Below are 26,345 nucleotides of genomic sequence, written 5' to 3' on the forward strand. Positions count from 1 at the left end.
CTTAAAAATCAAACAAGGTCTTCTGTTGTTTTGGCGTCTTATTTTGGAGTAAAGCCTGAAAGGCATTAAAGTCAATGACTTCAATCCCCAGTGCTTCGGCCTTGGCTACCTTGGACCCGGCCTTCTCGCCTGCAACAACATAATCCACCTTCTTGGAAATAACCTTGACCGCCACTCCTCCCTGCTCCTCGACCATGGCCTGAGCCTCGTCCCGCTTTACGGGCAGTGTGCCAGTGAAGATAAACACCTTGCCGGACAAGTGCAGGTCAGCGCCGGTATCATCGCTGACAGTGCCGCCCTTGGGCCAGAAACCGGCCTCTTTAAAGCGAACAGACAAGGCGGCGAACTCCTCGCCATGAAAGAAATCGAAAAGACTCTCGGCAACAACGGGCCCAACATCGCTGAGTTCCTGCAACTCCTCACGCGTCACCCGGCCGATGGCGTCCAAATCCTCGAAATTGTCGGCCAGGATGCGTGCGGTCTGTTCTCCGACATGACGAATGCCCAGTCCGGCGATGAGTCGCCACAGCGGGGCTGCAGTCTTGGCCTTTTCAATGGCCCGGATGAAATTCTCGGCGGACCTGTCACCCATGCCTTCGTATTTGAGCAAGTCAGTCTTCTTCAAGATAAAAAGGTCCGCAGGGGAATTCAAGACCCCGTCCTCGGCCAGCCTCTGGACCCATTTTCTGCCCACGCCCTCCATATCCAAGCCGGCCTTGGATACGAAATGAATCATGCGCTGCACGATCTTGGCAGGACAGACCGGGTTGGTGCAGATCACTCGCTCCCCGTCCTCTCTGGCCTCACTGCCGCAGACCGGACATTCCATCATAAAGACATATTCTTCAGCCGAGGCAGGCCGCTCCTCCATATCCACGGACAGGACCTGCGGGATGACATCACCCGCCCTCTGAATGAGGACAGTATCCCCGATGCGAAAGTCCCGCTCTTCGATGTAGCCTTTATTGTGCAGAGTGGCGTTGGACACCACCACTCCCGCCAATTCCACGGGTTCCAACTCGGCCACGGGTGTCAAAACCCCGGTTCGTCCGACCTGGATACGGATGCCGTTGAGACGGGTCTTGGTCTGATGCGCCGGAAATTTCAGAGCCAGGGCCCAGCGAGGAGCGCGGGCAGTAAATCCGAGTGCCTGCTGCATTTCCCTGTCGTTCACTTTGGCAACGACCCCATCAATTTCGAACGGCAGCTCATTTCGACGAACCATCAGCTCTTCAAAATAAGCGGCCACTGCCTGGGCGGTATCGCAGAGCTTCGCCTCGGACGGAATGGCAAAGCCCAAAGAACCGAGTCCTTCCATGATCTGTTGCTGAGTGGCCCACTCCGTACCGGGGGCCACCCACTCGACCCGCCCTACTCCATACGCCATGAACCGCAAAGGCCGGGATGCGGCCACCTTGGGATCGAGTTGACGAATGGAACCGGCAGCGGCGTTGCGCGGGTTGGCAAAAATCTTATCTCCGGCCTCGGCCTGCCGAGCATTGAGGGCTGCGAAATCCTTATTGGTCATAACCACTTCGCCCCGCACTTCGAGCAACTCCGGCACGTTGTCTCCACGCAGGGCGAGCGGCAGGTTCATAACCGTGCGCATATTGCGGGTCACGTCCTCGCCGGTACTCCCGTCCCCTCTGGTTGCCGCACGAACGAACCGCCCCTGCTCGTAGACGACCTCCACGGCCAGGCCGTCCATCTTGGGATCGGCCCAATACCGGATATCACTTTGGCCCACCCCCTTGATAACCCGATCGGTGAAGGCATACCACGCATCCAAATCCATGCCGTTGTCCAGAGAGTACATAGGCAATGCATGTTCGTAGGGGGTGAACCCTTCGGCAGGTTTGCCGCCGACCCGCCTGGTGGGAGAATTGGGGTCATCGAGTTCGGAATGTGCAGCTTCAAGGACAGACAACTCGCGAAACAATTCGTCGTACTCGGCATCGGTTATTTCCGGTGCATCAAGAACGTAATAACGATGATTGTGATACTCAATTTTTTCGCGCAACTCTGCCGCGCGACTAACAATGTCTGATGAAATCATTTACACGAATTACCTGAGTATAATTATAAAATTTCTTTGAGATCAGCCAGATTCTTCTTCTTGCCGACGGCAAGAAGCGTATCGTTGGCATTAATGACTTCCTTGGGGCCGGGATTGAAGACCATCTCACCTGACTCCTTCTTGATGGCAATGATGATAAGATTGAAATTGGCCCGGATCTTGGATTCGATGAGATCCTTGTCCACCAACTCCGACGACGGTGAAACAGGCAATTCCTCCATCTGCAGATCAATACCACCGCGGACAGCCAATTCGAGAAAGTTGGTCACCGTGGGACGAAGTACACTTTGGGCCATGCGCAGTCCACCAATGAAATGGGGCAGTACGACACGATTTGCTCCGGCCAGCTCCAGACGGGAAATGTGCGACTTGTCCCCTGCACGGGCCACGATGATAATATCAGGGTTGAGTTGACGGGCCGTCAGGGTGACATAGACGTTTGCAGCCTCGCTGGTCACGGCTGATATCAGTGATTTGGCATGGAGAAGACCGGCGCTCATAAGCACCTCGTCGCTTGTGGCATCACCTTCGATGCACAAAATGCCTTCCTGCTCCATCTTGTCGATGAGATCCGGGTCCGATTCGATGACCACCACGCCGAGACCTTCAGCCCTGATCTCCTGCACAACGATACTTCCAATGCGGCCATGACCACAAACGATAAAGTGGTTTCTCAACTTGCTTATATCTTTCATCATTTTATGCCTACCCCACAGAATTTGCAATCGCCCTTCAATCAACAACTGTGCGAACGCACCCGCAATATACACGAAACCGCCGACACCACCCATAATCAGAAACGCCGTAAATATCCGGCCCTCACCGGAGAGCTCATTGACCTCCATGAACCCAACGGTCGAAAGGGTGATGACAACCATATAAAAGGAACTGGCGAAGTCCCAATGCTCGTAGAGCATATAGAAGCCGATACCCACAATGAAAATCACGAGGAGATAAAAAACACCGAGAATGATGTTCCAAAAAGAGCCTAGTTTCGCCCTCAGACGCAGCATTCTTTGATGAACTAATCCAATCATTGATTACCCCAATTCAAGGAAGCGCTCACGAAGCAGGGCTATGCGATCCCTGAGTTCCGCAGCCCGTTCGAATTCCAGTTCTTTGGCGGCATCGCGCATTTCCCGCTCCAACCGCTTGATGTTCTTGCCCAACACCTTCGGATCCGCTCCATAGGCCGCGCCGTCTTCGGCAGCCAGTCCCATGGTTGCCGTACCTGTATCCGCTCCACTCTGTGCCCCGAAAAGATTGTCCATCTTCTTGCGGATGGTGGTGGGCGTGATACCATGCTCCGCGTTATACGCCTGCTGTTTCTGCCTTCGACGATCGGTTTCATCTATGGCCGCAGCCATGGAATCGGTCATCTTGTCTGCATAGAGAATAACCCGCCCCTCGGTATTTCTGGCGGCACGCCCAAAGGTCTGAACAAGCGAGCGTGCGGAACGCAGAAACCCTTCCTTGTCGCCATCCAGAATGGCCACCAGCGACACTTCCGGTATATCAAGCCCTTCACGAAGAAGATTGATACCCACCAGGACAAAGAATTCGCCCGCCCTGAGCGCCTGGATGATGGCCATACGCTCCAGGGTGTCGATGTCCGAGTGCAGATACCTGGACTGGACACCCATCTGATTCAAATACTCGTTCAGGTCCTCGGCCATGCGCTTGGTCAACGTGGTGACCAGAACCCGCTCGTTCCGGGATTGTCTTTTCTTACACTCCGCCAGCAAATCGTCAATCTGTCCGTGTGTTTTTCTAACCTCTATCTCAGGATCAACCAACCCGGTGGGACGGATGATCTGCTCCACGACCACCCCTTGTGCCAGGTCCAGCTCAAGGTGACCCGGTGTTGCGGAAACATACACGGCCTGATGAATCCGCTCCTGAAACTCCTCATAGTTGAGCGGACGGTTGTCCAGAGCGGACGGCAGTCTGAACCCGAAATCAACCAACGTGGTCTTCCGCGATCGGTCTCCCTTGAACATGCCGCCCACCTGGGGCAAGGCAATATGGGACTCGTCCACGAACAGGATGAAATCTTCCGGAAAATAATCAAGCAAAGTGGCTGGCGGCTGGCCTTCAAACCGTCCGTCCAAATGGCGGGAGTAATTCTCAATGCCGTTGCAGTACCCCAACTCCTCAATGGTCTCGAGGTCATACATGGTCCGTTGCTCCAATCGCTGGGCCTCGACCAACTTGTTGGCCCGCTTGAAATTGCTCAACTGAGCCTGCAATTCGTCGCGGATATCGGTCACGGCGCGATTCAGGTTGTCCCGATCCGATACGAAATGGCTGCCCGGATAGATGACAGTCTTGCGCAAACGGTCCTTGACCTCCCCCGTAAGCGGATCGGTCTCGGAAACGGAATCTATCTCGTCCCCGAAGAACTCGATGCGCAAGGCTTTTTCCTGACTATAAGCTGGAATGATTTCCACCACGTCGCCGCGCACGCGAAAAGTACTGCGATGAAAATCGTAGTCGTTGCGCTCATAGTGAATCTCCACCAGCCGACCCAGCAGGGACTCCATGGACATGGTCTGTCCCTCTTCCACGGGAATGACCATCTTGGCATAAAAATCAGGAGAGCCAAGGCCGTAGATGCAGGAAACCGAAGCCACAAGGAGCACATCCTTACGCGTCAGCAAGGCGTGGGTTGCCGCATGGCGCAACTTGTCTATATTATCGTTGATGGAGGAATCTTTCTCGATGTAGACATCAGAATGGGGCAGGTAGGCTTCAGGCTGGTAATAATCGTAATAACTGACGAAATATTCAACGGCGTTGTCTGGGAACAAACCGCGGAACTCGGTATAGAGCTGGGCGGCCAACGTCTTGTTCGGAGCCAGAACCAGGGCGGGCCGGTTCAGGGAGGCCACCACATTGGCCATGGTGAATGTCTTGCCGGTGCCGGTGGCGCCGAGCAGAACCTGATCGCGAACGCCGCTGTTCAGGCCGCTGATCAACTCAGCTACTGCTGCGGGCTGGTCCCCCTTGAGAGTATATTCGCTGACAAGTTTGAAATCTGGCATATACCTTCAATCCAGGACTTGAGATAGCCCATCAAAACACGTAAGAATCAATCATACACTGCAACCGTGACCCGGAGTTCGTTCATGGATATCACCATCACCACCCCTCAGTCCCCTCTCCCTATAGAACGCGCCAACTCCCTTTCCATGGTCATCAAAAGCTTCAAGGGTCGGCGCAATGTGGAGGTCTCGCTTTTCCGCGCTGCGTGGGACCCTGTCGAGGAAGCGGAATCGAACTTCTCCGGACTCATCGAGACCCAGGACAACACCCCGCACACAAATGTTTTGGGCAGCGGCAGAATCATTCTGGAATCCTTCACGGACAGTGAACGCGATCTCATTATTGATTACCTGAAAGAGCAGTATTCCACAAGACTTACGGCTATCAACTCCGCTCCGCTCACCTTTCCGATTCCGGCAGGGCTTGCCGGTTTCACCCAAGTCCAGCCCGGCAAGGACGGCGGCTTCATCGAGTTTGGAAAAATACCGAGCTATCCACTTCAAATTCCACTCAAAGGCTACTACGACTTGAGCCAGCACCTGCCCATAGCTGACGATGATTAGAGTGCCCTAGGCCTGACCGTCAAAACGCCAGCGCCCTTCACGCGTAGGCACCTCCATGCCCTCACGGAGCATGGCCAGGAACCGAAAACGCTGCAATTCCCTGGCGCCGAACCGGAGCAAATGCTTGGTGGTCTGCTGGCAGTCGATGAGGCTGAACTGCCACTTTTCGAGTTGCTTCACCAACACGGCAAAGGCTGCCTTGGAAGCATCGGGGACATTGTAAAACATGGATTCACCGTAAAAGACCGAACCGAGTGATACGCCGTACAACCCGCCCACCAGATCATCCCCCTGCCACGCCTCCACGCTGTGGGCGTAGCCCAACTCATGCAGCAGGGTGTAGGCCTCCACCATATCCTCTACTATCCAGGTGCCCTCCTGCTCAGGCCGGGGACAACATGCGCACCGTCTGATCACGGCTTCGAACCGGGTGTCCAGGGTGAAGGTGAAGGTGCCTTTGTTAAGCACCCTGTGCAGACTGCGCGGCAGGTGTAATTCATGCGGGATCAAGACAAGACGGGGATTGGTCGACCACCAGAGGATGGGAGAATCTTCGGCATACCAGGGGAAAATGCCGTTGGCATACGCCGTCAGCAACCGCTGCGGACTGAGATCGCCCCCTACGGCCAGCAAGCCGTCCGGGTCCGCTTTTTCCGGGTCAGGGAATACGGGGTCATCAAAAAGACGGTAAATGGTCATTTGTCTGCCCAAAAAGAGGGCGGCGCGGGCCGCCCTGTCACACCTTCAATTATTGAGGTCTGCCCACGGCATCAAATGAGAAGACAAACGCTCCTGTTGTGCCGCTGTCGGAGGTCTTCTTGGACTTCTTGGGCTTTCCGCTCACATCCACGGTAACCACACCGCCCTTTCTCAACCGTCCGAAGAGCAGTTCATCTGCAATGACGTCCTTGATTTCGGTCTGAATGACACGCCCCATGGGACGGGCACCCATATCGGCGTCATGTCCCAATTCGGCCAGTTTCGCACGGGCCTTGTCGGTCAGGACAACAACGACCCGACGATCCTGAAGCTGATCGTTCAATTCACGCACGAACTTTTCCGCAATCAATTCCATGACCGGCTGTTCCAGGGACTTGAAAGCCACGGTGGAGTCCAGCCGATTTCGGAATTCCGGGCTGAACAGTTTTTCCAGCGCCTTCATGGCTCCATCCGAACGGTCGGCGTTTTCATCGCGTTTGAAGCCGATGGCTCCCTTGGACATCTCCCGTGCACCGGCATTGGAAGTCATGAGCAGAATAACGTGCCTGAAATCCGCCTTGCGCCCGTTATTGTCCGTCAGGGTGGCATAGTCCATGACCTGAAGCAGGATATTGAACACATCGGGGTGCGCCTTTTCGATTTCATCGAACAGCACCACGCAATGAGGCTTCTTGCGCACACCCTCGGTAAGCAATCCGCCCTGATCAAAACCAACGTAACCGGGAGGCGCTCCGATGAGTCGGGCCACGGCATGTTTTTCCATATACTCCGACATGTCAAAACGCAGGAAACCGATATCGAGTACCTTGGCCAATTGCCGAGCCAGTTCGGTCTTGCCCACGCCGGTGGGACCGGTGAGCAGGAAACTGCCCACGGGACGGCCGACCTGCCGCATACCCGCACGGGAACGCTTGATGGACAGAGCCAGAGCCGAAACAGCCTCATCCTGACCAAAAACCACAGACTTAAGGTCGCTTTCCAGACTCTTGAGCCGTTCACGATCAGACATGGTCAAACGACGGGCCGGAATCCGGGCCATGCGGGCCACAACTTTCTCGATGTCATCGACCTTGATATGGTTCCCCTTGCGCTGACGGGTGGAAAGCTTGTAGAGCGCCCCGGCCTCGTCCATGACGTCGATGGCCTTGTCCGGCAGATAGCGGTCGGTTATGTGCCGTTCTGCCAATTCGGCTGCGGCCTTCAGGGCGAAATGAGTATAGTTGACGCCGTGGAACTCCTCGTAATGGGGCTTGAGCCCCTTGAGAATGGCAACGGTCTCTTCGACTGTTGGTTCGGCGATCTCGATCTTCTGGAAACGGCGCGACAGGGCACGGTCCTTTTCAAAATGGTTCTTGTATTCCTCGAAGGTGGTGGAGCCGATGCACCGTATTTCTCCGGACTGGAGCAACGGCTTCAGGATATTCGAGGCATCCATGCTCCCGCCGCTGACCGATCCAGCACCTACAATGGTATGGATCTCATCCACGAACAGAATGGCATCCCGGTTCAACTTGAGTTCGCCCAGCACGCCCTTGAGACGCGCTTCGAAATCCCCCCGGTACTTGGTACCGGCCAGGAGCGAGCCCATGTCCAGACCATAGATTTCCGCTTTCAGGAAATCCTTGGGCACATTGCCCTCCACGATCATGAGAGCCAACCCCTCTGCCATGGCGGTCTTGCCCACACCGGGATCACCTACGAAAATAGGGTTGTTCTTGCGCCGACGGGACAAGACCTGAACAGTGCGCTCCAATTCAGCGGCCCGACCGATCAGAGGATCAATGAACCCATGGGCGGCCCGATCCGTCAGGTTGACCGTGTACTCGCTGAGCGGACTCTTCTTCTCGCCGGGTTGCCCTTCCAGCGGGTTGGACTTGTTGATCGGGGCATCGCCCAAATCATTCCAATCTTCGCTCATGGACATGCCGTGGGAAATGAACTCCAGGATATCGAGCCGGGAAACGTCATGAGTACGCAAAAAATAGACCGCGTAGGAATCCTCTTCGTCGAACATGGCGGCCAGGACATCGCCCACTTCCACGGTGTTCTTGCCGGAGGCCTTTTTCTGCCACACAGCCCGTTGCAGAACACGGCGAACCCCCAGCGTCTGGATGACCTCGGACTCGGTGCCTTCCGGCAACGCCTCCATATTCTCCACAAAGAACCGACCAAGCTGATCCCTGAGCCGCTCCATCTCCGCGCCGCACGCTTCCAGGATCTCTTCACCCTGGTCCTCGATGGATATGGCGTATAACAGATGTTCGAGCGTCAGAAATTCATGATTCCTTCGCTTCACTTCGTTGACAGCAGAGGTCAACGCACTCTCAAGTTCCTTGCTGAGCATCGTCATAACTATTCACCTTCCATGCTGCACTTCAGCGGAAAACCAGCACTTTTAGCCAGTCTGTGCACCAGATCAACTTTGGTTTCAGCCACTTCGGCGGTGTAGGTGCCGCAGACCCCGTACCCCTGATTGTGCACGGAAAACATGATTGCCGTGGCCTGCGCCTCACTTCTGTGAAAGACGCGCACCAATATTTCAACCACAAAGTCCATGGTTGTATAATCGTCATTATGCAGCAGGACCTTATACTTTCTGGGTTCCTTGACTTCATGTTCATCAAGCAACTCCGATTCGAAACGGTCGCCGGTAATAGGGTCACTCATGGGTATTCGACTCCAACAATCCTTTGTATTCCTTGTTTACCAATATAAATTCCTTTTAACCGCCTGTCGAGGGCTGAAGCTCATTCTTTGCCAAGTTCATCCAATATGGAGATGCGAACGGCAGCATCAAAGACAAAGTTTTCATCCGGTTCGAGCCCCTGAGCCTGACGATATTCGATGTTCAGCCCATGGTATGTTTCCTTGGTGGTGGCAGCAACATCAAGACCGAGAAGCTTGGCGCACGCAGGCACGGAGTCGTCTGTGCCCTCTATTTCGACGAAATCCCCGAAGGGCAATTGATCAAGGCAGACGTTGCACTCCATGAACCGCCATTTTTCACGCACTTTTTCATATGCGAAAACCTGCATGAAACCAACAGCCTCCAAGGCCGTTTTCATGACCGAAACGTCCCCCACCGCTGTTTCGATCTCCTCGAAGACCTTGAGGATTGAGGACTGAACAACGTCGGGCGGCCGTTTGACCGTGAGTACGCCTCTGCCCTGCTTTTCCCGCAATCGCAACAATATCCCGTCCTGCTTCAACGAACGGTCCGGACGGTCAAAAACCATGTTCACCTCAAGGTACCTGCCTGAAGATTCCCCACCTGCCCGCTGCAAACGGTGACTCAAATCCTTCAGATCGGCATTGAGATATTTCAATTCGCACTCAAGCGTCATTGGCTTTCTCCCTTTGAGTTGCTATACACAGACAAGGATATCGAAATGCTGACAAAAATACTCTATATTTCTCTGGGCGGCGCAGCCGGATCGCTTTCGCGCTATTGGCTGTCCGGTGTGGCCCAACGGTTCGCAGGCGGATCGTTTCCCCTGGGAACCTTCCTCGTAAACATGACCGGATGCCTGCTGTTCGGCGCGGTCTGGGGATTTTTTGAAACCAGGATGCTCCCCGGCAGCGAGATCCGACTCCTGGTTCTGACCGGCTTCATGGGCGCATTCACCACCTTCTCCACCTACATGTTCGAGACAGCGGAACTGGTCAAGTATGGTCAGATGGCTTTCGCCCTGCTGAACGTGGTCGGTCAATCCGTTGCCGGACTGGCCCTCGTAATGGCAGGCATTGCCCTAGGCCGCCTCCTGTAACCCCTTCCATTGGGAGAACGCCATGAAACTTCTTGAAAAAGCTGAACGAATTAGAATCTACATAGGAGAGGATGACAAGCATAAAGGCGTGCCCCTTGCTGAAGCCATCGTCCGGGAAGCGCGCAAACTCGGCTTGGCCGGGGCCACGGTTTACCGCGGCCTGATCGGCTTCGGAGCCAACAGTCGAATCCATACGAGCAAGATACTGCGCCTGTCCGAGGGTTTACCGGTGGTGGTGGAGATCGTGGACCATCCAGATCAGCTTTCCCCCCTGCTCGAACTCCTCGACACCATGGTTATGGAGGGTATGGTAACCCGCGAACCAGTGGATGTCATAGCCTACCGCCACAGCTAAACAAAAAGTCCCTGCGAACTCGGTTCGCAGGGACTGTATCCTTCTTCATTGCAGCGCCAGCTTCCTAACCACATGCCCGGACAATCTCCCCGGCTATCCGATCAAGAGGCAATATCTTGTCTACGCCGCCATGCTTGATGGCTTCCTGGGGCATACCGAAAACCACGCAACTCGCTTCGTCCTGGGCTATGGTGTAGGCTCCGGCCTCTTTCATTTCCTTCATGCCCTTTGCTCCGTCGTCGCCCATGCCCGTCATGATGGCGGCCACCACGTTGGAGCCACCGTAACGAGCTCCGGAGCGGAACAGAACGTCAACCGAGGGACGATGCCGGGAAACCAGCGGTCCCTCCTTGACTTCAACATAATATTTTGAACCCGTCCGCTTGAGCAGCATATGCTTGTCACCAGGGGCGATGAGTGCCTGACCGCGCAACATCGGGTCGCCGTCTTTGGCCTCTTTGATGGATATCTGACATATGGAGTTGAGGCGGTTGGCAAAGGCTGCCGTGAAATGTTCCGGCATATGCTGGACAATGGCGATGGGCGGGCAATTAACCGGCTGCGCCTCCAAAAAGACACGCAAGGCTTCGGTTCCACCGGTTGACGCACCCACGAGGCAAATTTTATCAGTGGGGGAGACTGGCATGGGCTTTCCCTTGGGAATTACTGCATCAGCGCTGAGCTTTGGCTGGACCTGAACCGGCGCTGCGGGTTTGATGGCCTTGGCACTGACCTGGGCGGCAGCCTTGACCTTGTCGATAAGACGGATACTCGACTCTTCCAGAAATTTCTTGGTACCCACCTTGGGTTTAGTGATAATCTCGACCGCACCGTACTCAAGGGCCTTCAGCGCATTATCCGTACCATGCCCGGCCACAGAGGAGCATATGACCACGGGGATGGGGTGCTGCTTCATGAGCTTTTTCAGAAAGGTCAGGCCGTCCATGCGCGGCATTTCAATGTCCAGAGTGATGACATCGGGAACTTCCTTCTTCATCCGCTCTGCTGCCACATACGGGTCCACGGCGGTACCCATGACCTCGATCTGGGGATCGGAAGAAAGAATATCCTCAAGAGTCTGTCGAACCACGGCCGAATCATCAACAATGAGAACTCGTATTTTACGCATATTCAAACCTCGTAGGAAACTCAGCTAAAACTATTTGGATTCAGCAACGACCCGCCTGACCAGACCAGGCACATCGAGAATAAGAGCAATGGACCCATCTCCCTTGATGGTTGCCCCGGAAATACCTTCCACGTCCTTGTAGACGCGTCCCAGACTCTTGATAACGGTCTGATGCTCACCTATGACCGTATCAACCACAATGCCGATACGACTCCCTTCCACACCGGTGATGACGATCTGCTCTATGGGCGGATTCTCGCCCTCTATGTCGAACCAATCACGGATGTGAATATAGGGTACGATTTCACCGCGCAGATGCAGTATGCGCTGGTTGGAGTCGGAGCTCTCGACTTCACTGCGGGTTAACTCAACGCATTCCTCCACCAATGAAAGCGGAATAACGTAGAATTCATTTTCGACCTGCACCTGGAGCCCATCAATAATGGCCAGAGTCAGCGGCAACCGTATGGTAATGGTCGTGCCGACGTCCGGCTTCGAATCAATGTCGATTGTACCGCGCAGGGAGTCAATGGCCCGTTTCACCACATCCATGCCCACGCCCCTACCGGAAACGTTGGTTACTTCCGTAGCTGTGGAAAACCCTGGTTCGAAAATAAGCTTGAACAATTCCTTTTTCGTGAGTTCGGCATCCTTGGAAATCAATCCCCGTTCAATTCCCTTCTCACGGATCATGTCACTGCGCATTCCCTTGCCATCGTCCGTGATGCGTATGAGCACTTCGCCGCCGGAATGCTCGGCTGACAACATGATATTCCCCTGAGGCGGCTTGCCCTTGGCTTCCCTTTCTTCCGGTAGTTCGATGCCGTGGTCTATACTGTTCCGCAACAGATGCACCAGAGGATCGCCCAGCCGCTCAATGACTGTCTTGTCCAACTCGGTATCGGCTCCGCTGGTGGACAAACTGATCTGCTTGCCGAGATTGGCACAGAGGTCTCTGACCAGCCGTCTGAATTTACTGAAAGATGTTCCTATGGGCAGCATACGGATTCCCAACGTGGAATCCCTGAGTTCATCACTGAGTCTTTCAAGCTCCTCGGCCAAAAGAGTCAAGGCCGGGTCGTGTCTCTCACTGACCACCTGAGTGATCTGAGCCTGGACAATGACCAGTTCGCCGACCAGATCAACGAGATAATCAAGCTTGTCGGCTGCGACCCGAATACTGGTCAAAGCCTCCTCTCGTTTCTTGTGAACTTCCTGTTCCTTGACCTCTCCCTGCTTCTGCACAGCCTTACTGATCTTATCCGGCCCAACCTTGCCCGATTCGGTCAAAATCTGGCCCAGCGGCTTGTCGCTCCTGCCCTTCTGAGCCGTGAGCGCGGCCTCAACATCGGCAGCGGTCAAATCACCGCTCTCGACAAGGATTTCGCCTATCCTCGGTATGGTGGACATGTCATCGTCACCATCAGCGGAAGAAACGGCGGCAGGCTGTGGAGCAACACTTTCCGTGGCCACGGCAGCAACTCCGGCCTCAGAGACTTCAACCTTCAAATTCGCATCCAGGAAAAAGAACACATCCTGAACACTATCCTTGGGAGCCTCGCTTTCAAGGCCGAGTTCCCAACCATGACCAGTTTCGCCGTGGCTGGATAGCACCTTGAGTTCGCCAAGCCTCTCCAATTCTTCAAAAAAAGTTTCGACCGAGGCAGTATCTATGGCCTCTGCGCCCAGAGGCCGCAGCGTGATCACATAGTTGAACAAAGGGGCTTTCACTTCAACTTCGTCTGCGACATCCGATTGCATTTCGCCGTCAGCCGCAGGCTCACCGGCACTCTCCACAACCGATGCATCCTGATCACCTTCATCGGTTCCTTCAACAAACGCCTTCAGCCCCCTGAGAATTTCTTCGGCAATCTCCGGTTCCACCGGTACATCATCGTCCTCATCTGCTTCGAGCATGATTCTGATCTGATCCCTGGACTTGAGAGCAAGACTACACAGAACAGGCGTAGCCTGGACATCGCCGTTGCGCACCATGTCGAACACTGACTCCACCTCATGGGTGAAAGCAGCAATCGCTTCAAATCCAAACATGGAACCGGATCCCTTGATGGTGTGCAAGGCCCGAAATATCTGATTGACCAGGTCCATGTCATCCGGGGATTCTTCAAGCTCAAGTAACGCACCTTCAAGCTCATGCAAAAGGTCGTAGGCTTCCTCTTTGAATATCTGCCTGTTCAGATCATCTGCTGACATCCCGGCACTCTCCTCGAATCAGATCTATATGCGTTTCCAGCATCAAGCTAAGGGGAACGACCACATCGATTTCCAGTCTATATATCACCCTCAAAAACACAAATAGCCTATTATAATCTTTATTCAATCAAAACCTTGTTACGCCTTTCCGAGAAACTCGATTTCAGCCCGGGCCGTTTCCTTGTCAAAGGGCTTCACGGCTATGCGAACCTTTTCCCCCTTGAAAGCGGCGGCACCAAGCAAAATGCCTTCGAAATAATCAAACAACCCCCGAGTGGAACGATAGTTCATGAACAAATCATCCCCCTTGTCCTCATACGTAAACCTCGGCGGTTTGATGCCCGGTTGCGCCTTGGTCAACTGGGCATGGACGTCATTCATCCGAAGGTAGAACTCCTTCAAGGACTCCTTCTTGAAATGAACGGGGTACATTTCATGAAACCGGACAACGGTATACCTGCCCAAACCGATGAAGAATTCCCTGGTGCTCTTGCCCGAATCCCGAGCGACAAGCTCGGCCATTTGTGTCAACACCTCATCCGGATAGCTGTCCGTCGGCAGAAAGACGGGATTCCCCATGCTTTCCTGCATGGATGCAAACCGTTCCTTGCCGAAAGTCTGCAACACGTATTCCTGTGTCAGTTTGAGCAAAACACCCTTCATCTGCCCATCAGACTTCCGCAATTTCAATTCACCACTGCCGTCCCCCTTGCCGAACTCCTTGGAGACAGTGAGTAAATCCCGAGCCAATTCCGCCATATCCCGAGTAGCGTCGGCAGCCTGTCCGGCTGCTTCGTCGGCATCCTCGGCAATGACTGCAATTTCTTCTACATTGCGCATGATCTCTTCGGCTGCCGAAGACTGTTCCTCCGCGGCCGTGGCGATCTGGGCCACCCTGCTCACCATATCCTGAATATTATTCATGATATGCTGCAATGCCTCACCGGCCTTGTTCGACAAGTCCGTACTTTCCTCGACCTTTACGGCAGTGGCCTGCATGGAACTGGTGGCGTTTCTGGACCTATCCTGAATCGAGATTATGGCTGTTTCCACCTGCTTGGTCGCATCCATGGTCTTTTCCGCCAATTTGCGAACCTCATCAGCCACCACGGCAAATCCACGACCGGCCTCCCCTGCTCTGGCTGCCTCGATTGCGGCATTGAGGGCCAACAGGTTGGTCTGATCGGCAATATCGTTAATGACGCTGATGATCTTGCCGATCTCGGCGGCCTGATGATCCAACTCATCGACTTCCTTGCCCAACAGTTGCGCCGATTCTGCAACCTGGTTGATGGCCGACACGGCATTATTCACCATGGACACACCCTCGACCGCAGATTCATTGGCCTCTTCGGCTGCTTCGCTGGTCACTGTGGCATTCTGGGCCACCTCCAAAACAGTGCTGGTCATTTCCTCCATGGCAGTAGCCACCGAGGCGGTTTGTCGACGTTGCTTCTGCGCTCCCTGAGCCAAATCATCTGCCGAAGCGGACAACAACTCCGTAGCCGAAGCCACATGCTCGGCCAGACCACTGATCCTGACGCTCGCCTGCTGCATCCGCTCCTGCTGAAGATCAAGTTCCCGCTGGTGCTCCATCCGATCCGTCAAATCGATGAATGAAGTGACCGCGCCGAGAGTCTCACCATCGGTAGCGTGAACAAAGCTGACAAAAAGTTCGACAGGGACGATCCGGCCATCCCACAGTTGCAGATCAAGGGTATCCTCAACGGGCTTGCCTGATTTAAGGGCTTTTTCGGTGACGGAAACCCCATTCTTGTCGTACAAAGCCCTGCTGACAGAAAATCCGACCACCTGATCCTCTTTTTTGCGCACTAGGGCGAGCATGGATTTCGTAGCCAGAACGATGACACCCTGCTTGTCACAAACCAGGGCAGGACTGCCAAGCCCCTTGAACGTCTCTTTATAGAACTCACCCATTTTCTGTTTTATGGACAAGTCTTCCGACCATGAAAACAAAAAACCGTCGAACAACCCTGCATCGGCTTCGGACAACATGTTCCCTTCTGCCACGGCTTCAAGTGCCGTCAGCAAGCGTCTTCGAAAGCGAACCTGAAAATACCCGACCAGGCAGGATAGAAACAAGGCGCACCCTGCGGCAATACCGAAGAACAACCATCCGCCGAAAAAAACGGCAGCGGCGAATAAAGCGCTCAAGAGCAAACCAAATACAACCATCAATCCCACAGGGCTCGCTGACATCCGTCTAGCTCCTAATGTACAAAAAATCGACCCTTTGAAAAATAAATATGAATACCAAACTATTAGTATGCTTGTTTCATTTTAAAATCAATTAATGGTAAAAGAAATCAAAAAAAAACGCCGAAAGTCACAACTTCCGACGCAATAATCCACAGCCAATAAAAACACGCTTTACCCCCGCCGCTTCCTCAGCAAGCGGATGGTCCTGCGTTCCCGATACCTGCGAATCACAAAGAGAGAAACGAAATACGTCACAACAGTGGCCGGTATGCCGAAGGCAAGACCGCCGGCAAACATGACCACGAAGGCCTGCCACCCTGCATTGATGAGCTGCGTCATCTCCAACTGGTTCGGGTTGAAAGCCACATTGTCGAACGGGGTAACGGCCTCACCCAAAACATACAGGAAATAATAGAACGGGACCATGGTCAGCGCGTTGGAATAACACGTAGCCAGCCAAGCGGCCAATTTGTTGACCCGCATGACGAACGCCAAGGCGATAACCACCACCGATTGAAATGGGATAATGGGCATGGCACCAATGAACATGCCCAGCGCACATGCAGCCGCCAGGTTTTTCGGTGACGAGTTCTGGCGCATGAGACGCAGATACCAATACCGCACCCATCGCTTGCTGCCTTCCCACTTGTCCCTGGGAGTCCGCTTCGGCGGATAGTTTGAAGACGGCTGTCGCCGAACGTCGGTCAAGGGCTACTCCAGCACATCGAAACAAGAAAATTTCATCATGAATCCGGCCCGGCCCTGGGTGGCAGACCGCAGATCTGTGGAAAAACCGAACAAATTGGCAAGCGGCGCCAATCCTTGAACAATCTTCATTCCATAACGATCGATCATGTTTTCGATCTTGGCCCCTTTCGCACCGAGCAGACCGACAACGTCGCCAACAAATTCCTCCGGGACATTGATCTCCACCCACATGATCGGTTCCATGAGCTTGGGATCAGCCTTGGACAGCGCCTCCTTCAGAGCCATGGCCGAAGCCATGCGATAGCCGACCGGGCTGGAGTCACCGTCCCTGCGTTCCATATTCAACACCCGGACGCGGACATTCTGCACGGGGTACCCGCGAATGACGCCGCTTTGCAATCCATCCAGGATACCGTCCGAGACCGCTTCCAGCCAGGCCTCAGGCCAGGCCGTGGTATCAACTTCAAAAGAAACGGTGCGCTCCTTGTCCCTGGACAAAGGCTCCACGGACAGCTCCACGCCTCCGAAATGCATGACCTCTCCAAGTTCGCGATTGAACTGAGCCCTGCCCACGCCCTTGGCGGCAATGGTTTCCTGGTAGACCACCTGCGGCTTCCCTGCCCGCGGCTCAAGCTTGTACTCACGCTTGATGCGCTCAAGAATAACTTCCAGATGCAGTTCGCCCATACCGGAGAGGATAATCTGTCCGGTATCCTCGTCGCGCTTCAGATCCAGTGTAGGATCTTCCATGAGATATCTTTCCAGAACCTCATCAAGCTTCTCCCCTTCCTCGGAATTGCGAGGTTCTATGGCAAGGGAAATCACTGGCTTGTAATCGGCTATCTGTTCAAGGATGATGGGAGCTTCCGTTGTCGCCAGCGTATCACCCGTACGGGCAAACTTCATACCGGCAGCAGCCACCATGTCACCGGCAAAGGCTGCATCTATCTTTTCCCTGTGCCCGGCGTGCAGTCTGAACAGCCGCGCCACGCGTTCATCCTTGTCCTGAGTGACGTTGAATATGCTGTCACCGGCGTCGAGCCGACCGGAATAGATACGCATCAAAGCCAATTTGCGGCCCGAATCCATGGCCACCTTGAAGACGAGGGCAGACAAAGGCTCCTGATGCGAGACTCCAAACGATATCTTGTTGCGGTTTCTGGGATCGACGCCAATGGGAACCGGCACATCCAGAGGACTGGGAAGATAGTCGCAGACGGCATTCAGTACAGGCTGCACCCCTATATTCTTGAGGGCCGAACCCACCAGCACGGGAACGATCTTCCTGGCCAGGGTCGCCTTTCTCAAGGCTGCACGGATCTTTTGCGCAGGCACGATCTCACCGGACAGGTAGAGATCCAGAATCTCCTCGTCCTCCTCGGCTGCGACCTCGATCAGCCTTTCCCGGTGAGGAGAGACCCTTTCAGCTTCTTCTGCCGTCAACTCGCGAAGAGTGTATTCCACACCGCTGCTCGCCTGGTCGAATTCCAGCCGCTGCATGGTCACCAGATCGAACACCCCGCAAAAATCCTGGCCTGCACCATCAGGATACTGAATGGCCAAAGGATTGGCCCTGAGTTTCTTGACCATGGAATCCAGCACATTGTCGAAGTCCGCACCCAGCCGATCCATTTTATTGATAAAGGCCAACTTGGGTACGTGATACGACTCGGACTGTCTCCATACGGTTTCCGACTGCGGCTCCACCCCGCTGACACCGCAAAAGACCCCCACTGCACCATCCAATACCCGCAGACAACGCTCAACCTCGATGGTAAAATCCACATGGCCGGGCGTGTCGATGATATTGATCATGCACGGGTCCCACCGACAGGAGGTAAGGGCCGAGGTTATGGTGATACCACGCTCCTGCTCCTCGGGCATGTAATCCATGGTGGCGGTCCCTTCATGAACCTCGCCAATACGATGTATTTTTCCGGAATAAAAAAGGATTCTTTCAGTCAGGGTGGTTTTCCCGGCATCAATATGTGCAATGATGCCGATATTGCGAAGGTTGGTAAGTGCCTTCGTCGAAGGGGCGTTGCTCTTGCTCACATCAGGCTCCGAGGGTCAAGGCTGTACGATGAAGTTGGAAATGCTCTGAATGGAGATCCGGCCAGACCCAGCACTCTTCCTGCCCCGGCCCCAACACCAGTTTCGCGCTCTTGAGAGCCTCCTCGGTCAAAGAGACAGGTGCGTAGGCGACATCAACAATCCCCTCCAGAAACATCTGGACATTGTCGCCGCCATAAACAAAATTCCCCTTGGGAAGCGGAAGGTTTGCCCCGTACACCGTGAAAGCGACATCGGGATGTGCGAAAGCCAGGACGTCAAGGTCAACCAAATGCCCTTCATCCATCCAGACAACGGCTGTCCGGCTCAATTTCGGACAGTAACCGGATACGCAGCCGTCCGCCGAAAAATGATTCCCGTCTTCAACCAGATCGATCACCACGCCCGAATGGCCCGAGGCACACAACTCGTGCATCAGCTCTGCCCATTGGCCAGCGTCCATGTCCACAACCAGTTCCTGTCCGGCCAATTCGAGACCGGCCAGCACCGGCGGCGGCCATGGGGCAGAGCCTCCCATGCGGACAGCCAGGATATTCTCCACACCACAGGCCACAGCGGGCACCAAACCGGCAAGAAGACGAGTTGAAGACAGCAGCGTGTCATCAAAGAGCAATACGGCAAAATCCACCGGCTCGTGCCGACAAACGGTATTGAAACCGCCCCTCCAGTTCGTGGAAACCTGCACGCTGCGATCCTTCCGGGGACCGTAACAATCATAAAGACGGGCTATGCAGGTCTTCAACAGGGCACGTTTTTGATCAGGCGTATTCTCATAGGCGTGCGCGAAAAGTGTGTCGTCCACAACGAACTCATTGATCCGATCGGGAAATCCAAACACTTTTTTTCGCATGGCAATAGGCAGCCTCTGAAACAACGGTACGGGTTTACAGCCACTTTTTTACCCAGAGCAACCAACTGCCCTGAATACGCTGACGTTCACTTTCGGACAGGGTCTTCTGGTATTCAAAATAGGAATACTCAGCGCGCTTGACGGCGTAATCACGCAACTCGGGAATGTCCGAAAAATTCTCAACCACGTATTGATACCGATGCCAGGCCGGACCAAATTGATCTGTGCGCCAAAAGAAATCGGCCATGTATATCTCGTGTTCCGCCAGAATCCGACGGCCTTTGAGAATCAGGCCTTTGGCCGCTTCTGCATACTGCGACTGGGGATAGGTCTCTACAAGACGATAGAGATACTCAAGTGCCTCTTTGACGTTCTCCTGCCGCCTGTCAATGGACTTGAACATACCGATGTTGGAACTGGCGATCTGGTAGAGAACGTAGGGAAGGTTCTCGTTGCTGGGATGCAGTGCCTCAAATTCCTTGTATGTTTCAAGGGCAAAAAGGAAATTATCATCCAAAAAGTAGGCGTCACCCAGAGCCAGTTCTCCCTTGAGGGCGAACGGGCTGAAAGGAAACCGATCCTTGAGTTTGGTAAAATATTCCTGTGCGTCCCCGTAGTCTTTCTCATCCATGGCTGCCATGCCCGCTTCATACAGCTCCTGGGCCGTATCCTCGGGCGGGGGCAGAAAATAACTGTCAATCCAGATGCATCCCGAAAGAAGCATCAGGATCAACACAAAGGCCGGGACCAATATACGGCGCATGAAAGCTCCTAAACGTCCAATTGCTCAAGATATGAAAAGGCGGCAGTGGCAGCAGTGGCGCCATCACCTACGGCAGAAGCAACCTGACGGCATTGCTTGGCTCGAATGTCTCCAGCGGCAAAAATACCGGGGACGTTTGTCCGCATCTCGACATCGGTCACAATGCCGTTTTTTTCCTTCTCGACACCGTTCGGCACAAAATTCATGATCGGTTCGAACCCGACAAAAATGAAAGTGCCGTCAATTTTTAATTGAGACGACTCACCGGTAGCGGTATTTCTGAGAGCCAGGGTTTCGACATTTGCCTCACCCTGAATTTCATCCACGACCGTGTTACGGATAATCTCGATTTTCTCGTGAGTAAAGCACTTGTCCTGATAGCAAAGCAAACCGCGAAAGTCCTGTCTCCGATGGATGATATACACCTTTTTCACCAGACGAGCGAGGTACAAAGCCTCTTCAAGAGCAGAGTTCCCACCGCCGATGACGGCGACATCCTGGTCACGGAAGAAGTTCCCGTCACACAGGGCGCAATAGGATACCCCCCTGCCGAGAAGACGCTCCTCGCCGGGGATGCCGAGTCTCCGATACCGGGAACCGGTTGCAAGAATAATCGTCTTGGCCTGCACGTCCTCATCCCCCACCCTGATGGTGTGCAGGGGACTACCGACTTCAATGGCACGCACCTCGTCGTTGATCCGATCGAGGTCATACTCCTCAAGATGGTTGGCGAACTTGTCGGCCAACTCCCACCCCTGGAGTCCCTTGGGAAATCCCGGGTAGTTCTCGATTTCAGAGGTCATGAGGACCTGGCCGCCCGGAGACAGCTTTTCGATCATGACAGTTTTCACACCTGCCCGTAAAAGATAAAGGGCAGCCGTCATTCCTGCCGGGCCGCCCCCTATGACTACGGCGTCATAAGATCTCATATATTACAGCGCCTTCTTGGTAATCATTTCCTTGATGCTGCTTTTGGATACGGCACCGGTTGACTGATCCACGACTTCGCCGCCCTTGAACAGGATCAGGGTCGGGATAGCACGGATGCCATATTTGCCCGGAGTGGCGGAGTTCTCGTCCACGTTCATCTTGACGATTTTCACCTGACCGTCGAACTCTTCGGCAAGTTCGTCAATGACAGGCCCCATGGCTCGACAAGGACCGCACCAAGGCGCCCAAAAATCGATGAGGACAGGGAGGTCGCTCTGCAAGACATCCTGCTCAAAAGTACCGTCTGTGATCTGGTTCGCCATGTAGTTCTCCTTTTTTTCACGGCCTGTGGCCATCATATTCTGGATTATCCGGCCAAGCCGGAGCAGCTTCATGCTGCGGTCGTTTTCACAATTTATTTAAAATAGGTCTGCATGTACCCTACTGTCAAGAAGGAGCCTGAAATTTCACATCCTCTCCCTCCGGCTCTTTGGCTGCGCGAGTCCAGTCCAAAGGAACAACGCGACCCCGAGGGATGGCTTCAAGTTCAAGCCCGTGACGGTACCCGGCCCGGGCAAGCTGCCAACCGGCATAGGCTATCATAGCTCCATTGTCCGTACATAATGTCAAATCCGGCAAAATCAACTGCACTCCGCTGCTCCGAGCCACGGATTTCATGATTTCCCTGACCCCAGTGTTGGCTGCCACCCCGCCGGCCACAACCAGGCTCTTGACAGCACCCACTTTTAACAATGCACGCTCCACCTTGATACGCAAGGTGTCGGCCACGCTCCAGTTGAAGGAGGCGCAAACCCTTGCAAGGGCAGCACGCCTCTCCGGTGCAAGATTTTGCAGAGCATCGTTATCGGCCATGGATTCAAACACGAGCTCAGGCTTGTCGGCAACATAGTTGGCCACGGCCGTCTTGAGACCGCTGAAACTGAAATCCAGGCTGGGGTTATCGATGTATGGTCTCGGAAACAGGCTGGTATCCGGGTCGGACTCCTGTGCCAACTGATCGATGAAGCGGCCACCAGGATATGGAAAGTTCAATAATTTTGCAACCTTGTCAAAAGCTTCGCCAGCTGCGTCATCCAATGTCCTGCCAAGCAGTTCAAATTCTGTGGGCGAACTGATCAGATAGGTATGGGTATGCCCGCCCGAAACAAGAAGCCCGAGTGCCGGAAACCGCAACTCCTGGTCCAGGCCGGGTGCAAGGAGGTGCGCCCACAAATGGTTGACGCCCACCAATGCTGCACCGATCGACAGGGCAAGACCCTTTGCAAAACTGACACCCACGAGCAGGCTGCCCTGAAGCCCTGGGCCTCGAGCCACGGCCACGGTATCGATTTCTTCAGGGCGAGTACCGGTCTCCCGCATCAGTTCCCCGAACAGACGAGGCAAGACCCGCAGGTGCTCGCGCGAAGCTATCTCGGGAACAACGCCTCCGAACAAGGCATGCGTGTCCACCTGAGTTGCCAGCTTTTCACCCAGCAACCGTCCGTCGGCCACCAGGGCCACAGCGGTTTCATCGCAGGAGGTCTCGATTCCAAGAGTAAGCATTACTTGTTCTTTTTTCTTCTGGCCCCGGTCTCGAAAATATCCTGAACGACCATGACGTCGTTGAGGGAACCACAGAAAAAAGGAATGCGTTGGTGCAACTGATCGGGCTCTATGTCCATGACTCTGTTCAATCCGTCAGTGGCCATCCCGCCGGCCTGTTCGGCGATAAAGGCCATGGGATTGCATTCGCAGGTCAGCCGAAGCTTGCCGGAAGGCTTCTTTGGATCGCGCAGATCTGCGGGGTACATGAAAATCCCGCCATAGAGCAGATTACGATGAAAATCTGCGACAAGAGAGCCGATATACCGACCGCTGTAAGGCTTTCTCAGCGCATTTTTGGGCGATTTGAAATATGCCAGCGCCTGTTTGGTAAACCGATCCCAGTACCGCTCATACCCCTCGTTGACCGAATAGATCTTGCCCTGCTCCGGGATACGGATATTCGGATGCGACAGGAGGAATTCCCCTACGCTGGGGTCCAGGGTGAAGCCGTGGACACCTTCGCCACAGGTGAAAACCAGCATGGTGGAAGAGCCGTAAAGAATATACCCGGCCGCAACCTGCTCGCTGCCCTTCTGCAAGACATCCCCGGACATGAGGGCAGCTTCGGGGCTGCTCTTGCGCTTGAAGATGGAAAATATGGTGCCTATGTTGACATTGACGTCGATATTCGAAGAGCCGTCAAGAGGGTCGAAAATGATGATGTAGTCGCCCCGGGGAAGCGATTCCGGGACCTCGATGATATCCGCGTTTTCTTCCGAGGCCATGGCGCAGAGTACGCCGGAACGGGACAGGCGATGGATGAGGATGCGGTTGGCATATTCATCAAGTTTCTTGACTTCCTCGCCCTGAACGTTGACCTCACCCGTAAATCCGAGGACATCGACCAAACCGGCCTTGTTTACGGCACGACCAATGATCTTGGCCGACAGGACTATTTCATTGAATAGCCTCGTGAATTGCCCTGTGGCACCCGGCACCATTTTCTGGTGCAAAAGAATATGTTCTGTGACCGTAACCTGTTGTGACATGCTTTTTTCCCTTTTGTGCAGTTGGAGTCGCCCTAGAAGAGCCACCAGGAGCCTTCTGCGTTGGGATCGACGCTCTGGGTAGCATACACATACTGGTCTTCGCCCACGTAGCGTGTCAGCCAGGTGTAATAACGATTGCCAACCTGGACCTGTCCCTGGACATCACTTTTCAACATCTCTTCCCAGGGCAGTGCCAACAGACCCTCCTGGTCCACATCAGCACCTAAAGACCATACCTGGTTGCCCGGGTGAATGATAATCAATTCCTTGGGGTCGGGACACAACCGCAACAACGACCTCGGGTCGAATCCCACACCGATCAATCCACTGAAGGCGATATCCTCATAGTAGGGACGACCTATGTAGAGTTCAGGACCGAGGTCGGAATAATCGACGACCGTGAGCAGTTTGAGATCACGCCACACCCCTTCAAAGACAAGAGGCTTGGTGATCCGTTTCACCGGCAACTCCGGCTGCATGAAAATGATGGTACCCTCTTCGTCCGTGACCAGAACCCGGTCAACCCACGGGAACCGGGCCAACAAGAGATCGAGCCATTCGACACCAGGCAACGTGTCTGTGTCATTAACAAAACGCGTCAAAGAGGTCAGAGGACCATCCACAGGAGAAATAAGCTTCGCCAACTTTTCCTGATTGGAGTTGGTAAACTGATAGCTGTCTGTATCGATAGTCGGCGGCGGGTCTACTAATTCTCGTGTGCTTTGCCACGTCTCCTTGGTGTAGTCAGCCGTGGTATCCCATACGCTGCAACCGCCAAGCATCAGCATTGCGGCCAAAATGCCCAATAATAAATATTTCATATATCCACTTTGCGTGCATGGACATCCCGCATCGAAAAAACGACGTGGGCCATACTTCATTAGGTTGATTTAACTCTGAACCCTGGCTTCGAATCTGGAAGCCAAGGTCTCCAGGGTGCTGATCAAGCGGTTTTTCGCATGTACGCTGAACGCATCTCCCAGTTCCGCTCCGGTTTTGTTTTCCCGGCCCTGCTCTAGATGCACAATCCGTTCCTGCAACTCGGAACGTCGCTCGTCGGACATGGTTGATTGCAACAATTCCCGGTAGATTTCAAGTGCGCCATCCACATCGCCCTGAGAGGCCAGGAGGTCGGCCATGGTCTTGGTGCGAAATGCCCCGGAACCGTGACGAAATCCGTGCCCGCCCAAGTCCGGACTCATTGTCGTTTCCCGCTCCACCCTTGGCAGGGTAAACGAGGGAGGGCCATCTGTCGGCGGCGGAAGAGGCGCACCCACCAAGCGGTCGGCCAAAGTGCCGATTCCTTCGAAGACCACATCGGTCCATTTGATGATGTCGCCTGAAAGATTGGATGCCACCAGCATCAAGAAAACTGAAAGGTCGCGCTGTTCCTGTGGCAGACTCCTGGCCCACCCACGCCAAAAAGCCGGATAATCCCTGAGCGAATTGATGACCCGTTCAAGCTGATCATGGACCTCAGACTCCCTCTCCAGTTCCGTCAAAAGCTCCACCAGGAGCATACGGGCCTCAAGATAATCGGGATGCCGATCAAGCCCTTGGCGTAGTGTATTGACGGCGTCTTCAGGCTGTCCGTTCTCCACGAACAGTTTTGCCAAGGGGAAAAACACCCTTGAACCGGGCTCCAAGGAGAGAACTTCCTGATACCATTCAATTTTCTTGTTCATCGACTCCTTCTCCGCGGGGGTTGGTATTTTCTTCAGGAAATATATATAAGAGTTCGTCTTTCTTCACAAAATTCATTCGTTCTCGAACAATTTTCTCCTGGTAACCCTTGTCCGATTTGAGTTTTCGAATTTCCTGACTCAAATCCAGGCTCTTCCCGTCCACTCCATCGATTTTCTGCTGTAGGACATCATACCTGTTCTTGAGCTCCAGATAGGCAAAAATCCCCTGGTCGCTCCATATCAACCGGATCAGCAGGAAAAGGTTGATGAAAAGGAGCAGCGCTATAAGTACTATTCTACCACGCATACGGTTACTGGAGCCTTCGCTCCGCATGTGCATGGGCTTTCCTGCGTGACAAAGGCCCTTGAAGCTCTTTGAGAAAATTCGAAGTTGCCGTCTCGATCCGCTCCACGTCAGACTCGCTCAATTCAACCTTGTCAATCTTCTCGAGAAACGACTTCAGCACGGTGAATTCATCCAGAAGCGAATGACCGTGCTCCAATTGTTCAAGCTGGGGCTCCAGATCCAGAATGGTCTGAAGACAATTGGTTATGCGAACAAGATGTTTTATCGAAGTGGAATCTGACATATGCATCTCGCAGAAATGTTTATCTCTCTTTGCTTAGTAACCATTTTTTCGAGATTTTGTAC

25 protein-coding genes are annotated in these 26,345 nt (G+C 54.0%); 3 read left to right on the forward strand and 22 right to left on the reverse strand.

Going from position 1 to position 26,345, the window contains the following annotated elements:
• Window position 1: 1 nt before the first annotated feature.
• From ligA to uvrB, 3 genes are read right to left on the reverse strand one after another with little or no spacing between them, the layout of a single operon-like run.
• Complete coding sequence (gene ligA, locus DWB63_RS05145; RefSeq protein ID WP_128327739.1) at window positions 2-2,056, reverse strand: NAD-dependent DNA ligase LigA; 2,055 nt, start codon at window positions 2,054-2,056, stop codon at window positions 2-4.
• A 23-nt stretch (window positions 2,057-2,079) separates the two neighbouring features.
• On the reverse strand, window positions 2,080-3,114 hold the full coding sequence (locus DWB63_RS05150) for a potassium channel protein (protein ID WP_128327740.1): 1,035 nt from the start codon (window positions 3,112-3,114) through the stop codon (window positions 2,080-2,082).
• Between the two features lie 3 nt (window positions 3,115-3,117).
• Window positions 3,118-5,121 carry an excinuclease ABC subunit UvrB gene (uvrB, locus tag DWB63_RS05155; protein ID WP_128327741.1) on the reverse strand — a complete coding sequence of 668 codons (2,004 nt, stop codon included), beginning with the start codon at window positions 5,119-5,121 and terminating at the stop codon, window positions 3,118-3,120.
• 84 nt (window positions 5,122-5,205) lie between these two features.
• Here uvrB and DWB63_RS05160 point away from each other — a divergent pair, with 84 nt between their 5' ends.
• On the forward strand, window positions 5,206-5,685 hold the full coding sequence (locus DWB63_RS05160) for a hypothetical protein (protein WP_128327742.1): 480 nt from the start codon (window positions 5,206-5,208) through the stop codon (window positions 5,683-5,685).
• A gap of 6 nt (window positions 5,686-5,691) precedes the next feature.
• Here DWB63_RS05160 and aat read toward each other — a convergent pair whose 3' ends face one another.
• From aat to DWB63_RS05180, 4 genes are all read right to left on the reverse strand, one after another.
• Complete coding sequence (gene aat, locus DWB63_RS05165; RefSeq protein ID WP_128327743.1) at window positions 5,692-6,384, reverse strand: leucyl/phenylalanyl-tRNA--protein transferase; 693 nt, start codon at window positions 6,382-6,384, stop codon at window positions 5,692-5,694.
• 49 nt (window positions 6,385-6,433) lie between these two features.
• Window positions 6,434-8,755, reverse strand: a complete 2,322-nt coding sequence (gene clpA, locus DWB63_RS05170) for an ATP-dependent Clp protease ATP-binding subunit ClpA (protein ID WP_128327744.1) — start codon at window positions 8,753-8,755, stop codon at window positions 6,434-6,436.
• A 2-nt stretch (window positions 8,756-8,757) separates the two neighbouring features.
• The gene (locus DWB63_RS05175) at window positions 8,758-9,072 is read right to left on the reverse strand and encodes an ATP-dependent Clp protease adaptor ClpS (protein WP_128327745.1); all 315 of its coding nucleotides are present in this window, start codon (window positions 9,070-9,072) and stop codon (window positions 8,758-8,760) included.
• A gap of 80 nt (window positions 9,073-9,152) precedes the next feature.
• Window positions 9,153-9,749 (reverse strand): class IV adenylate cyclase, encoded by a 597-nt coding sequence (locus DWB63_RS05180; RefSeq protein ID WP_128327746.1) that lies wholly within the window; start codon window positions 9,747-9,749, stop codon window positions 9,153-9,155.
• A 48-nt stretch (window positions 9,750-9,797) separates the two neighbouring features.
• On the opposite strand from DWB63_RS05180, the gene crcB reads away from it, so the two are divergent.
• Together crcB and DWB63_RS05190 are read left to right on the forward strand one after the other, a co-directional pair.
• Window positions 9,798-10,172 (forward strand): fluoride efflux transporter CrcB, encoded by a 375-nt coding sequence (crcB, locus tag DWB63_RS05185; protein ID WP_164879786.1) that lies wholly within the window; start codon window positions 9,798-9,800, stop codon window positions 10,170-10,172.
• A gap of 22 nt (window positions 10,173-10,194) precedes the next feature.
• Window positions 10,195-10,527, forward strand: a complete 333-nt coding sequence (locus tag DWB63_RS05190; RefSeq protein ID WP_128327748.1) for a DUF190 domain-containing protein — start codon at window positions 10,195-10,197, stop codon at window positions 10,525-10,527.
• 64 nt (window positions 10,528-10,591) lie between these two features.
• Here the strand turns inward: DWB63_RS05190 and DWB63_RS05195 are convergent, their stop codons facing one another.
• The 15 genes from DWB63_RS05195 to DWB63_RS05265 all read right to left on the reverse strand — a co-directional run bounded on the left by DWB63_RS05195 (window position 10,592) and on the right by DWB63_RS05265 (window position 26,283).
• Window positions 10,592-11,656, reverse strand: a complete 1,065-nt coding sequence (locus DWB63_RS05195) for a chemotaxis response regulator protein-glutamate methylesterase (RefSeq protein ID WP_128327749.1) — start codon at window positions 11,654-11,656, stop codon at window positions 10,592-10,594.
• Between the two features lie 30 nt (window positions 11,657-11,686).
• On the reverse strand, window positions 11,687-13,870 hold the full coding sequence (locus DWB63_RS05200; protein WP_128327750.1) for a chemotaxis protein CheA: 2,184 nt from the start codon (window positions 13,868-13,870) through the stop codon (window positions 11,687-11,689).
• Window positions 13,871-14,008: 138 nt separating this feature from the next.
• Window positions 14,009-16,045: a methyl-accepting chemotaxis protein gene (locus tag DWB63_RS05205; RefSeq protein ID WP_241648632.1), complete on the reverse strand. Its 2,037-nt coding sequence runs from the start codon at window positions 16,043-16,045 to the stop codon at window positions 14,009-14,011.
• 216 nt (window positions 16,046-16,261) lie between these two features.
• Window positions 16,262-16,798, reverse strand: a complete 537-nt coding sequence (locus DWB63_RS05210; protein ID WP_241648634.1) for a DUF2062 domain-containing protein — start codon at window positions 16,796-16,798, stop codon at window positions 16,262-16,264.
• Window positions 16,799-16,801: 3 nt separating this feature from the next.
• Window positions 16,802-18,853 (reverse strand): elongation factor G, encoded by a 2,052-nt coding sequence (gene fusA, locus DWB63_RS05215; RefSeq protein ID WP_128327752.1) that lies wholly within the window; start codon window positions 18,851-18,853, stop codon window positions 16,802-16,804.
• A gap of 1 nt (window position 18,854) precedes the next feature.
• Window positions 18,855-19,709 carry a hypothetical protein gene (locus tag DWB63_RS05220; RefSeq protein ID WP_241648635.1) on the reverse strand — a complete coding sequence of 285 codons (855 nt, stop codon included), beginning with the start codon at window positions 19,707-19,709 and terminating at the stop codon, window positions 18,855-18,857.
• 46 nt (window positions 19,710-19,755) lie between these two features.
• Window positions 19,756-20,484: an outer membrane protein assembly factor BamD gene (gene bamD / locus DWB63_RS05225; RefSeq protein WP_128327754.1), complete on the reverse strand. Its 729-nt coding sequence runs from the start codon at window positions 20,482-20,484 to the stop codon at window positions 19,756-19,758.
• A gap of 8 nt (window positions 20,485-20,492) precedes the next feature.
• Entirely contained in the window at window positions 20,493-21,413 is a 921-nt protein-coding gene (gene trxB / locus DWB63_RS05230; protein ID WP_128327755.1) for a thioredoxin-disulfide reductase, read from the reverse strand.
• Between the two features lie 3 nt (window positions 21,414-21,416).
• Window positions 21,417-21,737: a thioredoxin gene (gene trxA / locus DWB63_RS05235; RefSeq protein WP_128327756.1), complete on the reverse strand. Its 321-nt coding sequence runs from the start codon at window positions 21,735-21,737 to the stop codon at window positions 21,417-21,419.
• A gap of 124 nt (window positions 21,738-21,861) precedes the next feature.
• A complete protein-coding gene (gene tsaD, locus DWB63_RS05240; protein ID WP_128327757.1) occupies window positions 21,862-22,977 on the reverse strand; it encodes a tRNA (adenosine(37)-N6)-threonylcarbamoyltransferase complex transferase subunit TsaD in 1,116 nt (371 codons plus the stop codon).
• On the reverse strand, window positions 22,977-24,008 hold the full coding sequence (gene fbp, locus DWB63_RS05245; RefSeq protein WP_128327758.1) for a class 1 fructose-bisphosphatase: 1,032 nt from the start codon (window positions 24,006-24,008) through the stop codon (window positions 22,977-22,979). Before fbp ends, tsaD begins: the two co-directional genes overlap by 1 nt.
• Window positions 24,009-24,040: 32 nt before the next feature.
• A complete protein-coding gene (locus tag DWB63_RS05250) occupies window positions 24,041-24,829 on the reverse strand; it encodes a hypothetical protein (RefSeq protein ID WP_128327759.1) in 789 nt (262 codons plus the stop codon).
• Between the two features lie 69 nt (window positions 24,830-24,898).
• The gene (locus tag DWB63_RS05255) at window positions 24,899-25,693 is read right to left on the reverse strand and encodes a tetratricopeptide repeat protein (RefSeq protein ID WP_128327760.1); all 795 of its coding nucleotides are present in this window, start codon (window positions 25,691-25,693) and stop codon (window positions 24,899-24,901) included.
• Window positions 25,677-26,000, reverse strand: coding sequence for a septum formation initiator family protein (locus DWB63_RS05260; RefSeq protein ID WP_128327790.1), 324 nt, complete (start codon window positions 25,998-26,000; stop codon window positions 25,677-25,679). Before DWB63_RS05260 ends, DWB63_RS05255 begins: the two co-directional genes overlap by 17 nt.
• Before the next feature lie 4 nt (window positions 26,001-26,004).
• Entirely contained in the window at window positions 26,005-26,283 is a 279-nt protein-coding gene (locus DWB63_RS05265) for a hypothetical protein (protein ID WP_128327761.1), read from the reverse strand.
• Window positions 26,284-26,345: the final 62 nt, after the last annotated feature.

This window comes from Pseudodesulfovibrio sp. S3, from assembly GCF_004025585.1.
Lineage (GTDB): Bacteria > Desulfobacterota > Desulfovibrionia > Desulfovibrionales > Desulfovibrionaceae > Pseudodesulfovibrio.